Genomic DNA, 17,660 nt, shown 5'->3' on the forward strand with positions numbered 1-17,660 from the left:
TTATTATGAGCGTTGATCTCAGTCAGTTTTATGAAGTTTTCTTTGAGGAAAGCTTTGAAGGCCTTGATGCCATGGAGTCCGAGCTGCTGGATCTGCAGCCGGGCACACCGGATAGTGAAACCATTAATACCATTTTTAGAGCTGCGCATTCGATCAAAGGCGGTAGCGGTACTTTTGGTTTTACGTCGGTATCTGAATTTACTCACGTAGTCGAAACTTTATTAGATCAAATTCGTGATGGTCAACGCCTGCTAACTCAAAATCAAATTGATTTATTTCTACAGTCGGTAGATTGTTTACGGGATATGCTGGGTGCTTTACGTAACAGTGAAGAGCCTGATACCCAAGTGAGTGGAGAGCTCAAAGCAGCTTTTGAACAAATCCTTAATGGTGGCGAAGACAGCCAGCAAGCCTTAACGTCAGCAACAGAATCTGAACCACAGCCCGAAGCACCTGCCGGTAATGCTCATTGGTCAATATCGTTAAAGCCGGGAATTGATATATTAAAAACCGGTAATGAACCTATTTTCATGATGCAGGAGCTAGCTGAGTTAGGTAAAACCAAGCTTGCAATAGATGTATCTAAAGTACCCACATTAAATGCAATTGAAGCTGACAACTTGTACCTTAATTGGCAAATTGAATTAGAGTCGGGTTGTGATGAAGCCGCGATTAATGAAATCTTTGATTGGATAATTGATGAATCGGATATTCAAATTCAAAAGGTGGAATCAGCTCAGTCAGCGGGGGAAGGTAATGATAGCTTTGATGTAGAAGCTGAAAGTGTTGCTGCTTCCGCTAGTACAAACGAGCAAACTCCAGAGTCAAAGCAAGAACCAGAAAAAGGCGAAGAGCCTCAAGCCGTTGAGCCACCTAGTGGCACAGATGTAAAAGCCGCTCCTGCAAAAAAAGAAACCCCGAAAGCTAGCACTGAATCCAGCTCTATTCGAGTGAGCATAGATAAAGTCGATTCCTTAATTAATATGGTGGGTGAGCTGGTTATTACCCAAGCCATGCTGAATCAATTAACAGATGGTGAGTTTGACCGCGATAAGCTTTCGAGTATTCAAGAAGGCATGGCACAACTTGCGCATAACACACGGGATTTGCAAGAAAGTGTGATGCGCATTCGAATGTTGCCTATCAGCTTTGTATTTAGTCGTTTTCCGCGTTTAGTGCGTGATACAAGTAAAAAGCTAGGTAAGCAAATTGAACTTGTGTTAAAGGGCGAAAGTACTGAGCTAGATAAAACCGTGATGGAAAAAATTTCCGATCCCATGGTTCATTTGGTACGCAATTCAATGGATCACGGGCTTGAAACGCCTCAAGACCGTTTAGCTGCTGGCAAAGATGAAACGGGAATTTTAACGCTTAATGCCTATCACCAAGGTGGTAATGTTGTCGTTGAAATTATTGATGACGGGCGAGGTTTGAATACAGATAAAATCAAACAAAAAGCGCTTGAAAATGGTTTGATTAAAGACACAGATGAATTGACTGAGCAACAAATTAACGAGTTAATTTTTGAGCCAGGTTTTTCAACAGCAGACGCAGTCAGTGACTTATCTGGACGAGGCGTTGGAATGGATGTTGTTCGTCGTAATATTCAAGCGTTAAATGGTTCGGTTGAATTAGAATCGCGTCGCGGTGAAGGCGCAACTTTTACCATTCGTCTACCGCTCACCTTGGCCATACTTGACGGTCAATTAATTCGTGTTGGTGAGCATGTTTATATTATCCCGTTAATAAACATTATTGAGTCGCTGCAAATAAACCCTGAAACGGTTAATAATGTTGGCGGTGAATACGATGTATTGCGGTTGCGAGAAGAGTACGTACCCATTATCCGTTTGCACCAAGTGTTTAATCATGAATCAGAAAGTAAAAAATTAGCAGAAGGCTTACTGGTTGTGGTTGAAAGTGATAATGGCAAAGTGGGGATTTGGGTGGACGAGCTGCTAGGGCAACAGCAAGTTGTAATCAAGAGCTTAGAGGCTAATTACCGTAAAGTGGATGGGATCTCTGGAGCGACTATTTTAGGTGATGGTACAGTTTCTTTGATCATTGATATAGGTGGTTTAGTTAAGCTTGCTGGTTTACGAAAAGCCGTTAGAGTGAATGCATTAGCAAATAATCAGGCAGCGGAGGCCATCTAGCATGAACATAGAAGAATTAAATGCTCGCTTGGTTGAGTCAAGTGAAGAGGGCGACGAGCATATTGGTGATTTACTGCAATACTTAACCTTTATCATGAATGGTGAAGAGTACGGTGTTGATATTTTATCGGTACAAGAAATTAGAGGTTGGGAGAAATGTACATCAATTCCTAACTCACCTGACTATGTCCGTGGCGTTCTCAACTTACGAGGAACTATCGTTCCTGTGATTGATTTAAGAGTGCGTTTTGGTTTAGCCAATGCTGAATACAGTGCGGTGACTGTGGTTATCGTACTTAAGTTAAAGCAGGACGATAAAGATAAAATTATGGGATTGGTGGTGGACGCTGTGTCAGATGTACATGCGATTAGTGAGAGCCAAATAAATGTATCCCCCGATTTGGGCGACAATCAAAATAGTGAATTTATTACGGGGTTAGGTCAGGTGGGCGATAAAATGTTAATCCTGCTCGATTTGAATAATATTCTTGATTAGAACAACCCTTGAGTAGAAGTGAGCCTTCTACTCTTTTTTATTAGTTCTATATTTGTCCTATTTTATTCGTCCGACTTACTTGGCTTTTCTAGCCATTATACTAGCTGCTTGCATCTTCCTTCATCATTTTATTTTTTGCAATTTCACGCAATAAAACAAGCTAATCAATAAGTTAGTTATTAAATTTCATTTCTATTTTCTGGTAATTGTCATAAAGCTCGACTAACTTTAAAAAACCAAAATTGGGAATTTAATATAGTCAAACAGAGGTGGTGATCCACATGGGATGGTTTGGTAAACAAGAATCTAAGCAAAAGTCGATTAGCGACTTAGTGCTCGCATCATTAGACAAGTCTCAAGCAGTTATTGAATTTAATCCTGATGGAACAATCATAACAGCGAATGCGAACTTTTTATCTGCAATGGGTTATCGACTAGAAGAAATTCAAGGTCGACACCACAGTATGTTTGTTGATCCTCAATATGCCAATGGACAGGATTATCGAGACTTTTGGGCCAAATTAAATCGTTGTGAATTTCATCAAGGTGAATATAAGCGCTTTGCTAATGGTGGACGAGAAATTTGGATCCAAGCGTCGTATAACCCTGTTGTTGACGAACAAGGACGCTTAATTAAGGTTATTAAATTTGCAACTGATATTACTTCGCAAAAATTGGCTGCGGCTGATAATCAAGGCCAACTTGATGCTATATCCCGCTCGCAAGCCGTTATTGAGTTTAACCTTGATGGCACCATTATTACTGCGAATGATAACTTCTTAAAAACGGCAGGCTATAGCTTAAGTGAAGTACAAGGCCAGCATCATAGGCTGTTTGTCGACAAAGAGTATGCACAATCAGCAGACTATCAGGCTTTTTGGCAACAACTAAGTCAAGGCCAGTTTCTTGCTGGTGAATTTAAGCGAGTCAATAAAGCAGGGCAAACGGTTTGGTTGCAAGCCTCTTATAATCCCATTTACGACATGGATGGTAAGCCGTTTAAAGTCGTTAAGTACGCCTCTGATATTACACAGCAAAAAGCAGCGGAACAAAAAGCTAAGCAAAATGCCAATATTGCTAATGCGTTGAATGTCTGTCAAGCCAACGTCATGCTAGCAGATAATGAGCTTAATATTGTTTTTGTTAATCACGAAAATATGAGCATGCTTAAGTCGCGTGAAGCTCAATTACGTCAAGCGCTGCCTAATTTTAATGCTGATACGCTGGTCGGGACTTGTGTCGATATATTTCATAAAAACCCAACACATCAGCGTACTATGCTCAAGGCACTTCGAGAACCCTACAAAACTAAGATTAAAGTGGTGGGCTTAACGTTTCAGTTAATTGCTACACCTTGGAATAGTATTGACGGTGAAAGACTTGGGACCATTATTGAATGGCAAGATATGACAGAAGAGTTAGCGGCCCAAGAGAAAGCGGAAGCGCTAGCTGCAGACAATGCGAGAATTAAGTCGGCGTTAGATAAATGTCAAGCTAATGTCATGATGGCTGATAATGACTTGAATATTATCTATCTCAATGACTCTGTTAAGCAGATGATGAAGTCAAACGAAGCCAAACTTCGCACCGCATTACCTTCGTTTTCAGCAGATTCCCTGATTGGCACTTGCGTGGATGATTTTCATGCAAACCCAAGTCATCAACGCAATATGTTAGCGACCTTAGATCAGGTTTATCGTACACGTTTACCTGTTGCTGGTTTAACTTTTGATTTAATAGCCACCCCAGTTTTTAATGATGCTGGCCAGCGCTTGGGAACCGTTGTTGAGTGGAATGATATTACAGAGCAGCTAGCTAAGCAGGAAGCTGAGCAGCAACTCGCTGCTGAAAATGCGCGAATTAAATCCGCGTTAGATGTTTGCCAAGCTAATGTGATGTTAGCTGACAATGACTTTAATATTGTTTATACCAATGACTCAGTCAGTCGTATGTTGAATGCCAATGAAGCCAAGCTTAAGACTGTTTTACCACAGTTTAATGCTTCTCAATTGATTGGCACTAATATCGATTTTTATCATAAAAACCCAGCTCATCAACGTAAGTTACTGGACGAAATGACCAGTGAATACCAAACCGATTTAAAACTAGCTGGATTGACATTTGGTTTAATCGCAACTCCAGTTTACAACAATGAAGGTGATCGAGTGGGTACCGTCGTTGAGTGGGAAGATAAGACTGAGTTGCTAGCTCGAATTGAACAAGAGCGAAGTGTTGCGAAGGAGAATTTACGCGTCCGCCAAGCGCTGGATAATGTGCAAACCAATACCATGATCGCTGATGATACTAATGTTATTGTGTATATGAATGAGGCTATTCATAGCATGATGCGTAACGCGGAATCAGATATTCGCCAAGCATTGCCGAATTTTAATGCGCAAAATTTGTTGGGACAAAATATGGATGTATTCCATAAAAACCCAGCACACCAGCAGCGTTTGATTGATAGTTTAACTACAACTTATGCAACAGAAATTAGCGTAGGGAGTCGCCGTTTTTCACTGGTAGCTAACCCCATTATCAGTACTGATGGTGAGCGAATAGGTACCGTAGTCGAGTGGAACGATAGAACAGCTGAAGTGGCTATTGAAAAAGAAATAGACCAACTGGTAGATAGTGCCGCAGCTGGTGACTTAACCGCTAGAATAGCGACTGATGACAAGGATGGATTTTTTGCAGGATTAAGCAATGGTTTAAATCGGTTAGTTAGTGTGTGCGAAGGCGTGATTGACGATACAGTCGAAATGCTTGACGCCATGGCACATGGTAATTTGACTAAGCGAATTGAAGGTGACTATCAAGGCGCTTTTGGTAAGTTGAAAGAAGATGCTAATCAAACCGTGACCAAACTAACCGAGATTATTGCGCGCGTGAATCAATCGGCCAATACGGTTGCCTCTGGTGCTGATGAAATTGCCCAAGGTAATGCTGATTTAAGCCAGCGCACTGAAGAACAAGCTTCTTCTTTAGAAGAAACCGCGTCTTCAATGGAAGAGATGACCAGTACGGTTAAGCAAAATGCAGACAATGCCGGTGTGGCTAATGAATTGGCTGCAGATGCGCAATCTAAAGCGATAGAAGGCGGACGTGTTGTTGAACGAGCTGTTAATAGTATGGCTGAAATTAACGACTCGAGTAAACGTATTGCTGACATCATTGGCGTTATCGATGAAATAGCATTCCAAACTAACCTGTTGGCACTTAACGCGGCAGTTGAAGCTGCACGAGCGGGTGAACAAGGTCGAGGGTTTGCAGTTGTCGCAGGTGAGGTACGCAACCTAGCTCAGCGTTCAGCGGAAGCAGCGAAGGAAATTAAAGATCTTATTCGTGATAGCGTGGCTAAAGTGGAAGATGGCTCGTCTCTTGTTAATGAATCTGGCGAAACGCTAAAAGAGATAGTGCAAGCTGTTGAAAAAGTGAGTCAGATGATTGCCGATATTTCAGTGGCCTCGAATGAACAAAGTTCGGGTATTGAGCAAGTCAACAAGGCGGTAACCCAAATGGATGAAATGACTCAGCAAAATGCCGCGTTGGTTGAAGAGGCTTCGGCAGCCGGTGAGTCTATGTCTGAGCAAGCCAGAGCGATGAAACAATTGTTGTCGTTTTTTACAGTCGAAGGTGGGGGAGATAGTCGTCATGTGGAATACGTTAGTAATGCACCCGATTCCGTTGCGCCGGTGCCAAGTCGAAGTTACGACAAAAAAACACCAGCGCCAGCACCGGCAGGTTTATCGTTTAAAGAGTCCGATGAGGAGTGGGAAGAGTTCTAACATTTTGTGTCACTTTAACACTTTTAGTTAAAAAAACTGGAAACGCCAGATTGCATTTAGTAGTCTGGCGTTTATGCAATTATGCGTAATTTCTCTTTTGAAATAAGTTAGTTAGATTGGCTAACAGTTGTTGTAAAACGTAATAATAATCAGTCGGCGGTTGAGTCTGCAATAAACTGAGTTAGTGCGGCAGAGTTAAGCAACAACTAAGTCATGACTCTAAACTAGAAAATAACAATGAATGTTCGAAAACTTTTAGCTTTAATGGCGTTATTCCCTTGTTTAATGCTGCCATATACTTCCTATGCTAGTACGCCTGATGCTGTTGATATTGCTGGGCGGCAGCGGATGTTAACTCAAAAAATGACCAAGGAAGCACTGCTGGTTGGATTGCAACCTAATACAGCTTCGTATGTTCAAGCCTTAGTTGCCAGTCAGACTTTATTTCATTCATCTTTACAAGCATTAAAAAGCGGCGATAGCCGGCAAAATATTCCCAAACCAAGCTCAAAAGAGTTACGCCAGATAGGAGAAATTGAACGTCTATGGCAGCCATTTTCGTCTGTTATTGATGAAATAGCCCAGGCGAAATTTGCCTCGTATTCGGCTATTGAACAGTTAATTTCTACTAATGACAGTTTATTGAAAGAGTCAAATAAGCTAGTGCAAATCATGGCTTCAACCGTCGAAGATGAGCAAGATGAAGCGAAAGTTAATCGAGTTAATTTAGCTGGGCGGCAGCGTATGCTAAGCCAACGTTTAGCTAAACAAGCGCTGTCAGTTTGTTATCACGTTGATTTTTTCCAAAATAAAAATACAGCTACCCAAACGACCAGTACGTTTGACTTAGTGTTAAACGGCCTAATTAATGGTAGTGAGCTTTTAGAGTTAGAAGAATCAACTACTAGTGATGAAGAAGATAAGCTAGATGAGGTGTACCGTTATTGGAGCGATTACTTGGCGGTGATTAATCCTGTTCTCGATATATCGTATTCAGTCTGCTCTGTTCAGCAAATCGCGTTAATTGATAAAAGAAGTTTAGACGTTTTAAAAAATATGAATCAGGCCGTGCAAATAGCCAAGGCTAATTAGGATACAAGTATGAATTTTTTTCAAAGCCTTAATTTAGGACAAAAATTAGTTTCTATTTTACTGATTTTCGGCCTGCTGCCGATGACCATTCTCGGTATCGTCGCGACAAATTTAGCGTCTAACTCATTAACAGAGCAAGCAAAGGATAATTTACTGGCGGTGCAAAAAGCGCGCAGTAACGCATTAGAAACTTATTTTGAAACCTCAAAACGCAATTTGGAAGCAATGGCTGAAAAGCCGAGTGTGGTCGGCGCTAGCTTGGCATTTAACCAGTCTTTTTTCAAATTCATGTTTGAAAATCAAATGACGGATATTGCATCATTTAAAGATGAATTATCGGGTTATTATACGGGGGAGTTTGCCCCTGTATATAAAGATAAAAATGCGGGAGAGAATGCACCACTCTCCGCTATGATGGATGGTTTAAGTGATTTTGCGATTGGCTTGCAGTATCACTATATTTATCAAAACCAGTATCCATTGGGTGAAAAAAATGGACTAACGCAAGCCAATGATGACTCTACCTATTCACGCGTTCACAATACCTATCATCAAGTTTTCAATCAAACTCTAGAGCGATTTGGCTACTACGATATTTTTCTAATTGAGCCTAAATCAGGTCATGTCGTGTACTCGGTATATAAAGAATTAGATTTTGCGACCTCTTTAAGTACTGGACCTTATAAAAACACTAATTTCGCCGATGTATATCGCCAAGTTGTGGCGTCAGGTGAAACGGTAATTGCAGATTACCAACAGTATTTACCTTCGTATATGGCGCCGGCGTCTTTTATTGGTACTCCGGTTAAGTCAGCAGGTGAAGTGGTTGGTGTACTTATTTATCAACTGCCTTTTGATACGATCCAAGCCATTATGAAAAGTCGCGATGGCTTAGGCGATACAGCTGATGTGTTTATTTTTGGTAGTGATTTATTGCCACGTAGTGATTCGAGTTTAGGCATAGAAAAGATAAGTTTGGAGAACGCATTTCGTAACCCAGCCCAAGCTAAATTGCAGCACGAGGCAGCTAAACTTGCTGTTAGTGGGGTAGAGCAAACCATTGTGACTGAAGATGAGTTTGGTGAAAATATAATCGCGTCTTTTGGTAAGTTGAATATTAAAGGACTTAACTGGTTTATCAGTGCCGAAATTAAAACAAGCGAAGCATTAGGCGCGGTCAACACCTTGTTTTATAGCAGTTTGTTTATTGCAGCGATTGCCTTGCTTCTAGTTATTGTCCTTGGGGTGCGAATTGCCCGTTCTATTGCCCAACCTATTCAAGATATTTCACAACTGATTAATAAGGTGGCAGATACAGGACAACTCGATTATCGCAGTGATTACGCAGTTGACAATGAAACAGGCTTGATGGCCAGTGCCTTGAATCGATTGATGGATAATTTGCAGTCTACCTTTAACTCAGTAAGTGAAGTTCTGAGTAACACCAGCCAAGGGCTGCATGGGCAGAGGGTTGATATTCAGGTGTCTGGAGACATGGCGCTATTAGCGAATAATGTTAACAAAGCAGTAGAGATGATTGAAGTCTCTACTGAACAGGCAAAAAATGAGCAACAAAAAGCCATGGCGGCAGCTGAGCAGGCTAATCAACTCGCTGAAGAGGCAAAAGTTGCTGAACAAGACGCGTTAGCAGCAGGTGAAGAAGCGAAAAAATCGGCAGAACAAGCCGCACAAGCCGCCAAGCATGCAGAAGAAGTTGCAGAGCAAGCTGAGCGCCAAGCCAGAGCTGCATTGCGAATTAAGCGAGCATTGGATGCTTGTAATGCAAGTGTACTGGTTTCTAATAACGCAGGTGAAATCATATATGCTAACCAAGCGTTAGAAACTATTTTCTCTTTGTATAGCCAACAAATATCAAATGTACTAGCAGGGTTTAATGCTAAGCAACTTGTGGGTAAACAAGTTGACCAATTGCGAGCTATAGATAATCAAAAAATCCCTAGTTTTAAACATATTCAACAAACTCAGCATGTTCATATTGAGTTTAATGAATTGGTTTTTGATATTGTTGCTTCGCCTATAATGGATGAGCATGGAGAGTTAATCGGCCATGTTTATGAATGGCGAGATCTTACAGAGCAAACTCGCAAAGCCAGAGTCGAAGCCGAACAAGCCGCTGCCAATGCGAGAGTGAAAACGGCACTAGATAAATGCCAAGCTAATGTCATGATGGCGGATAATGAGTTAAATATTATTTATCTCAATGATTCTGTGCAGAGTATGTTAGCGGATAACCAGTCTGCGTTACGTCAAGCTTTGCCTAACTTTAATGCTGATAATTTAATCGGTGCCAATGTTGACGTATTCCATGCTAACCCGAGTCATCAACGTAACTTAATTGGTGATTTGGAAAGTGTTTATCAAACTCAAATAAACATTGCAGGGTTAACTTTCAATTTAGTTGCAACACCGGTATTTGATAATAGCAATAAGCGAGTGGGGACCGTTGTTGAGTGGGACGATTTAACGGAAGAGTTAGCCCGCCAAGCAGAAGAAAAGCGGGTTGCTAACGAGAATTTACGTGTACGCCAAGCACTAGACAATGTGCAAACCAATACCATGATTGCGGATGCAGATAACAAGATTATTTATCTTAATACCGCTATCCAAGATATGATGCAGGGCGTTGAAAGCGATATTCGCCAAGCGTTGCCTAATTTTGAGGCGCGTAGTTTGCTGGGGCAAAACATGGATGTCTTTCATAAAAATCCACATCATCAGCAGAACTTGATCGCTCGCCTGTCTTCGGTTTACCAAGCAGAAATTAAGGTTGCGGATCGCACCTTTAGATTAGTCGCTAATCCCATTGTAGCTTCCGACGGAGAGCGTATAGGAACTGTGGTCGAATGGAGCGATCGCACTGCTGAAATCATAATAGAAAAAGAAATTGATAACTTAGTTGATGCCGCGGCCGCAGGTGATTTAACGCAGCGCATTCAAACTGAAGGTAAAGATGGCTTCTTTAGAGGGTTAAGTGAGGGCTTGAACCGTTTGGTATCAGCTTGTGATGGCGCGATAAACGATACGGTTAAAATGTTAGATGCTATGGCGCATGGTGATTTAACTAAGCGGATCTCAGGTGAATATCAAGGTACTTTTGCTAAGCTTAAAGAAGATGCGAATGCAACTGCGATTAAGTTAACTGAAATTATTAGTCGAGTTAATCAATCGGCTAATACCGTCGCTTCGGGTGCAGATGAGATCGCGCAAGGTAATGCTGATTTAAGTCAACGTACAGAAGAACAAGCGTCTTCACTTGAAGAAACCGCATCCTCGATGGAGGAAATGACAAGTACAGTTAGGCAGAACGCTGACAACGCTGCAGTCGCCAATGAATTAGCCGCGGATGCGAAGACTAAAGCGGCGCAAGGTGGACAAGTTGTCGAGCGTGCTGTATCTAGCATGGCGGAAATCAATGATTCAAGTAAACGTATTGCTGACATTATTAGCGTGATTGATGAAATTGCCTTCCAAACCAACTTGTTAGCGCTTAACGCTGCGGTTGAAGCGGCACGAGCTGGTGAGCAAGGTCGAGGTTTTGCCGTGGTCGCTGGTGAGGTTAGGAATTTGGCGCAACGTTCAGCTGAAGCGGCTAAAGAAATTAAAGACTTAATTCGTGATAGTGTAGCTAAAGTAGAAGACGGTTCCTCTTTGGTCAATGAGTCAGGTGAAACATTAAAGGAAATTGTTCAGGCAGTAGAAAAAGTTAGCCAAATGATTGCTGATATTTCTGTAGCATCGAATGAACAAAGTTCAGGCATTGAGCAAGTTAATAAGGCTGTTGCGCAAATGGATGAAATGACCCAGCAAAATGCAGCATTAGTGGAGCAGGCATCCGCTGCTGGTGAATCCATGTCGGAGCAAGCGCGGGGCATGAAACAAATCTTGTCTTTTTTCCGCACAGACGTATCTTCTGAATTTGCGCGAAGTGAATATGTAGTACAAGCGCCAACGCATCCAAACGCATCCGCATCTTTGCCTAAGTCCAATACTAACTCAGTACAGTCTAAAGCCATTTCATTTTCGAGTGATGATGAATGGGAAGAGTTTTAGTCATAGGCTAAATAACTTAAATTTGAGAAAGGGTTAGCGAAAGCTAGCCCTTTTTTGTTTTAGGATCTATCTTGATATTTATAACAATTTTACAATATTGTTATATAGTCTTCTCGCTCAGGTCTTATGGTTCATTGTCTGCGCTTACTCTCGACTTTGGCTCCTGCGTCGTTCTAACACCTAAATCCATTTAGGCGGCCCCAATCACATAATAGAGCATATGCTCATGGGGTCTCGAAGCTTGCCTGCATGGATGCAGGTACCAAAAGTAGGCGCTTTAAGCGAGGGGCGTTAGCAGGACGCGGTAGCTTTGACGGCTTTGCTTACATGGATGTAAGTACTTAGGTTTCGTCTGGAACTAGAAACCTGATAATCCTCTAAGACAGCCTCGCAGTATCGTCTGACTTTCAGTACTAAACTGAAAGGTGAAGCTAAAACTTTACCGGAGGCTGTATGAAATATTTTAGCGCAATTGATCTACATTCGAATAATTCTTATCTGGTTATTTCTGATGAAGAGGATCGCAGTATGGTTGAAAAACGTCTAGCAAATGATCTTAAGTTGATATTAAGGGAATTGGAACCATTCAAGTCTGATATCCAAGGGATCGCTGTTGAATCAACTTATAACTGGTATTGGTTAGTTGATGGGTTAATGGACGCCGGTTATACACTCAAACTTGTTAACACCTCAGCTATCCAGAGCTATTCAGGACTTAAATATACCAATGATGTCCATGATGCTCGATGGCTGGCCAAGTTACTTAGACTCGATATTTTACCAACAGGCTATATTTACCCGAAAGAGCAACGTAAAGTGCGAGACATACTGCGTAAACGGGCAGGCCTTGTTCAACAACGTTCTTTAAATATTACCAGCTTCAAAAGCATGTTTGCGCGCCAGTTGGGGTTCACTATCAAATCCAATGACATCCATAAAAATATGGAGCAATTTTGTTTTGAAGATCCAATGCTAGAAGCTTGTTGTGCTCCGCACAAACAACTCTATAAAGTATTGACAGAAGAAATTGATAAGCTCGAAAAGTTAGTTGGCTCACAACTCAAAGAGTCATCGATATACACCCAGCTACAAACAACACCGGGGATAGGAAAAATTCTAGCGGCTACGATTTCATTAGAAACAGGCAATATTAGTCGTTTCAATAAAGTCGGTAACTATGCTTCATATTGCCGTTGTGTTAAAAGTACAAGGGTTAGTAATTATAAAATCAAAGGGAAAGGGAATGCCAAATGTGGCAACAAGTACTTATCTTGGGCTTTTTCCGAAGCAGCTCATTTTGCTATACGCCATTACAAGCCTATAAAATGCTTTTACGATCGTAAGAAACGTAAAAGCAATGGCATAATCGCAATGAGAGCTGTAGCTCACAAGCTAGCGAGAGCGTGTTACTTTATTATGCGAGATAACGTAGAGTTTGATATGAAATTAGCTTTTGGTTGACGGAAAGTGGTGAGCCAGCTTTAGGGGGTGGATTTAAACCACTAAACCTGATTGGACACCACTTTCCACTTTTTATCTAGCTTCGCCCAATAAGTAAGCCATAGAAGGGTTGGACAAAGAGCCACCAAACGCTGTGCGTTGATTGGATATTTATTGGTACCGGAAAATTTTTGAGGCGAGAGCCAAGGCGATTACAGCAGTTAGGTAAAAGCCGAATTCAGATGGGTGACTGATGCGAAGTTTTTTCGTAATCAGCAGAGTAAAATTCGAGTCGAATAAGACTAGAGAAAAGACGGGACTTAGGTGTACTGTAAAGTTTGATAAACAAATTTATTGTGTTATTCGTCCATGAAAAACGCAATAAATTCGCTTGTGAATTTGACACCGGCTGCTTAATGGGTGACACCGGCTGCTTAATGGGTGCCCCTAAAACCTGATCGCTTTGACTATAGTTCAACATTCAAGCGCAAAGTTTGCTTTAGTTGAACCCAAGGAACTAATAATTAATCAAAGGTAAGAAACATATGCTCTCATTTGGCAGTACGGCTAATAAAAACAACCAATATATTCTAAATGCACTTGATAAATCGCAAGCGATTATTGAGTTTGAGCCAAATGGCACTATTGTTCGAGCGAATGAAAACTTTTTGCAATCTATGGGCTATCAATTAAAAGATATTCAGGGGCGGCACCATTCGATATTTGTTGAATCTGAGTATGCAAATAGCGCTGAATACCAAGCATTTTGGCATAAATTGAATCAAGGGGAATTTCATTCAGGGGAATACCTGCGCATAGCTAAAGGTGGGCGGTTAGTCTTTATTCAAGCTTCGTACAATCCAATTAAAGATAAAAATGGCAAACTGTTAAAGGTTGTTAAATTTGCCACAGATATTACAGAGGATAAGCTTCAATCACTTGATAATCAGGGTCAAATATCGGCTATTAATCAAGCACAGGCGGTTATCGAATTTAACCTTGATGGCACTATTATTACCGCCAATGACAACTTTTTAACAACTATGGGCTATAACCTTGAAGAAATAAAAGGTCAGCATCATAAAATGTTTGTCGAACCCAATGAGGTTGATAGTGCAGAGTATCAAGCTTTTTGGAATGAGCTTGCAGCGGGTAAGTTTCAGCAGGCTGAATATAAGCGGTTAGCGAAAAACGGCCGAGAAGTTTGGATTCAGGCATCGTATAACCCCATACTGGATTTTAATGGCAAGCCGTTCAAAGTGGTAAAATTTGCCACAGACGTGACTGTGCAAAAATTAAATAATGCCAACTTTGCCGGTCAAATCGCCGCAATAGGTAAAGCGCAAGCGGTTATCGAGTTTAACTTAGATGGCACTATTCTTAATGCCAATGATAACTTTCTGACAACGACAGGCTATCAATTAGATGAGGTGCAAGGCAAACATCACAGTATGTTTGTTGAACCAAGTTATGCTGCTAGTTCTGAATATCAAGCGTTTTGGCAACGTTTAGCACAAGGGAAATTTGAGCAGGCTGAATATAAACGGCTAGCAAAAGGAGGGCGAGAAATATGGATCCAAGCGTCTTACAATCCAATCTTAGATTTAAATGGTAAGCCTTTTAAAGTCGTTAAATTCGCCACAGAGATCACAAAACAGAAGATGCAAACCGCAGATTTTAATGGTCAGTTGCAAGCGATTAGCAAAGCACTGGCGGTGATTGAATTTAACCTAGACGGCACTATTCGTTACGCGAATGATAATTTTCTAAATGCGATGGGTTATGCATTGGACGAAATTAAAGGTCAGCATCATAAATTATTTGTGAGTGCCGATTACGCTGATAGCCAAGAGTACGCTGATTTTTGGGCTTCTCTAGCACGTGGCGAGTATCAACAAGCAGAATATCAACGTTATGCTAAAGGTGGTAAAGAAATTTGGATCCAAGCGTCTTACAACCCGATTTTTGATATGAATGGCAAGCCGTTTAAAGTCGTTAAATATGCGACAGATATTACCCAGCAAAAATTGAAGAATGCGTATTACCGAGGGCAGATTAAAGCCATAAGCTTGTCACAAGCGGTTATCGAATTTGAGCCTGACGGTACTATTGTAACTGCCAATGATAACTTTCTCTCGGCAATGGGTTATGAACTTGCTGAGGTTCAGGGGCAGCACCATAAAATATTTGTTGAACCTAGTTACGCGCAAAGTGCTGAGTATCTGGCATTTTGGCAATCTTTAGCGCGAGGTGAGTATCAGCAAGCTGAATATAAACGTTATGCCAAAGATGGCTCAGAAGTTTGGATCCAAGCGTCTTACAACCCGATTTTGGATGTGAATGGTAAGGTGTTTAAGGTTGTAAAATACGCATCTGATGTGACCGAACAAAAGTTACGCAACGCCAATTTTACCGGTCAAATCGAAGCCATTGGTAAAGCACAAGCGATTATCGAATTTGAGTTAGATGGCACTATTATTACTGCCAATAATAACTTCTTAAGTGCGTTGGGTTATGAATTATCCGAGATCCAAGGCAAACATCATAGAACATTCGTTAAACCTGAGTTTGCGCATAGTATTGAATACCGCCAATTTTGGGATAGTTTAGCGCAAGGGCAATACAAGCAGGGTGAGTTTGAGCGTATTAGCAAAGATGGTAAAGAGATTTGGATCCAAGCTTCTTATAACCCGATATTAGATATGAATGGTAAGCCATTCAAAGTGGTTAAATACGCAGTTGATATTACCGAACAAAAAATGCGCAACGCTGACTTTTCAGGTCAGATTGCTGCAATAGGCAAGGCGCAAGCGGTTATTGAGTTCGATTTAGATGGCACGATCCGCTCGGCTAACGACAACTTCCTTAACGCATTGGGTTATAAGCTGGAAGAAATTCAAGGCCAGCATCATAGTTTGTTTGTTGAAAGCCAGCTAGCAACGAGCTTTGAATACAAGGATTTTTGGGCGCGTTTAGCTAAAGGCGAGTATCAACAAGGCGAATATAAGCGTATGGCTAAAGGTGGACGAGAAATTTGGATCCAAGCGTCGTACAACCCGATTTTGGATATGAATGGCAAGCCATTTAAAGTGGTTAAGTACGCAACTGAAGTGACTGATGATAAGTTACGCAATGCTAATTTTAGTGGACAGATAGCAGCTATTAGTAAATCGCAAGCGGTAATTGAGTTCAATATGGACGGTACCATCATTACTGCCAATGATAACTTTTTACAAGCTGTGGGTTATAGTTTGGCGGAGATCCAAGGTAAGCATCATAGCTTATTTGTCGAGGCTATATATGGTAATAGTACTGAATACAAACAATTCTGGCAGCAGTTAAATCAAGGGCAGTATCAATCTGGAGAGTTCAAACGAATTAATCGCAATGGTGAAGAGGTTTGGATCCAAGCTTCCTATAACCCGATATTAGATCTAAACGGCAACCCTTTTAAAGTGGTTAAATACGCAACAGATATTACAGGCCGAGTTAAAGCGATAAATGCTACATCAGTTGCGTTACAAGCGTTGGAAAAAGGGCGATTAGATTCACTGATTGATATTGAATTTATTCCTGAGTTTGAACAGTTGAAGCAAGCCGTGAACAGCACAGTTAATCGTTTAGCGGCAACCGTTGGGCAAATCAGTAATGCGTCATCTAAAGTGACTTCAGGCATTGAAGAGATAGCGCAAGGCAACATCAACCTAAGTCAGCGAACGGAAGAGCAAGCCTCTTCGTTAGAGGAAACAGCATCGTCAATGGAAGAGATGACCGCTACCGTTAGGCAAAATGCCGATAATGCCAATGTCGCTACAGAGTTAGCCACAGTCGCTCAGCAGAAAGCAAAACAAGGTGGTCAGGTGGTTGAACGTGCGGTGACTAGCATGAATGAAATCAACGACTCTAGTAAGAAAATTGCTGACATTATCGGTGTTATTGATGAAATCGCTTTTCAAACTAATTTACTTGCATTAAACGCGGCAGTAGAGGCAGCTAGGGCTGGTGAGCAAGGTCGAGGCTTTGCGGTAGTCGCCGGTGAGGTACGAAATTTGGCGCAGCGGTCTGCGGAAGCGGCTAAAGAGATCAAGGACCTAATCCGTGACAGTGTGACTAAAGTGGAAGATGGTTCAAGGTTAGTCAATGAATCAGGTAACACGTTAAATGAGATTGTTTCAGCTGTAGAAAAAGTCAGCCAAATGATAGCTGACATTGCTGTGGCTTCAAAAGAACAAAGCGCAGGCATTGAGCAGGTCAATAAGGCGGTTGCAGGCATGGATGAAATGACACAACAGAATGCAGCGCTTGTTGAGCAAGCCTCCGCCGCTGGCTCGGCTATGGCAGAGCAAGCACGTACAATGCAGGATTTAATATCTTTCTTTTCGTTAAATCAGCAAGGTCGATCACATGATTTAGCTGTGCCAGCAAGGCAAGTCACTTCGTCGGTCAAGTCCGCTTCCTCTGTAGAAGGCTTTTCAGCTCAGGCTTTAGCTTTTAGTCAAGAAGAGGAGTGGGAAGAGTTCTAGCTGATAACTCACTTATATGAGAATGAGCGTACTAAGCTTAAAAATTTAGCTCTAAATTGAAAATAAAAAGCCCAGTTGTTAATAATACAGCTGG

At 41.4% G+C, this 17,660-nt stretch carries 6 protein-coding genes and 2 pseudogenes; all 8 read left to right on the forward strand.

Going from position 1 to position 17,660, the window contains the following annotated elements; genetic code table 11:
* Window positions 1–5: 5 nt before the first annotated feature.
* The gene (locus C2869_RS09760) at window positions 6–2,156 is read left to right on the forward strand and encodes a chemotaxis protein CheA (RefSeq protein WP_108602756.1); all 2,151 of its coding nucleotides are present in this window, start codon (window positions 6–8) and stop codon (window positions 2,154–2,156) included.
* Window position 2,157: 1 nt separating this feature from the next.
* Entirely contained in the window at window positions 2,158–2,652 is a 495-nt protein-coding gene (locus C2869_RS09765) for a chemotaxis protein CheW (RefSeq protein WP_108602757.1), read from the forward strand.
* A 281-nt stretch (window positions 2,653–2,933) separates the two neighbouring features.
* The gene (locus C2869_RS09770) at window positions 2,934–6,440 is read left to right on the forward strand and encodes a methyl-accepting chemotaxis protein (protein WP_108602758.1); all 3,507 of its coding nucleotides are present in this window, start codon (window positions 2,934–2,936) and stop codon (window positions 6,438–6,440) included.
* A gap of 237 nt (window positions 6,441–6,677) precedes the next feature.
* Window positions 6,678–7,532 (forward strand): type IV pili methyl-accepting chemotaxis transducer N-terminal domain-containing protein, encoded by an 855-nt coding sequence (locus C2869_RS09775; RefSeq protein WP_108602759.1) that lies wholly within the window; start codon window positions 6,678–6,680, stop codon window positions 7,530–7,532.
* Between the two features lie 873 nt (window positions 7,533–8,405).
* Window positions 8,406–8,927 (forward strand): annotated as a pseudogene (locus C2869_RS23180) (HAMP domain-containing protein); the annotation flags it as partial.
* A 294-nt stretch (window positions 8,928–9,221) separates the two neighbouring features.
* Window positions 9,222–11,603, forward strand: a pseudogene (locus C2869_RS23185) (methyl-accepting chemotaxis protein); the annotation flags it as partial.
* Window positions 11,604–12,056: 453 nt separating this feature from the next.
* Window positions 12,057–13,064 carry an IS110 family RNA-guided transposase gene (locus C2869_RS09785; RefSeq protein ID WP_108602717.1) on the forward strand — a complete coding sequence of 336 codons (1,008 nt, stop codon included), beginning with the start codon at window positions 12,057–12,059 and terminating at the stop codon, window positions 13,062–13,064.
* Between the two features lie 524 nt (window positions 13,065–13,588).
* The gene (locus tag C2869_RS22845; RefSeq protein ID WP_108602761.1) at window positions 13,589–17,566 is read left to right on the forward strand and encodes a methyl-accepting chemotaxis protein; all 3,978 of its coding nucleotides are present in this window, start codon (window positions 13,589–13,591) and stop codon (window positions 17,564–17,566) included.
* Window positions 17,567–17,660: the final 94 nt, after the last annotated feature.

Source organism: Saccharobesus litoralis, assembly GCF_003063625.1.
In the GTDB taxonomy this organism is placed as follows: domain Bacteria; phylum Pseudomonadota; class Gammaproteobacteria; order Enterobacterales; family Alteromonadaceae; genus Saccharobesus; species Saccharobesus litoralis.

Coding starts and splice junctions, on each gene's coding strand:
- C2869_RS09765 (WP_108602757.1), top strand. CDS start 2,158: ATGAACATAGAAGAATTAAATGCTCGCTTGGTTGAGTCAAGTGAAGAG.
- C2869_RS22845 (WP_108602761.1), top strand. CDS start 13,589: ATGCTCTCATTTGGCAGTACGGCTAATAAAAACAACCAATATATTCTA.
- C2869_RS09775 (WP_108602759.1), top strand. CDS start 6,678: ATGAATGTTCGAAAACTTTTAGCTTTAATGGCGTTATTCCCTTGTTTA.
- C2869_RS09785 (WP_108602717.1), top strand. CDS start 12,057: ATGAAATATTTTAGCGCAATTGATCTACATTCGAATAATTCTTATCTG.
- C2869_RS09760 (WP_108602756.1), top strand. CDS start 6: ATGAGCGTTGATCTCAGTCAGTTTTATGAAGTTTTCTTTGAGGAAAGC.
- C2869_RS09770 (WP_108602758.1), top strand. CDS start 2,934: ATGGGATGGTTTGGTAAACAAGAATCTAAGCAAAAGTCGATTAGCGAC.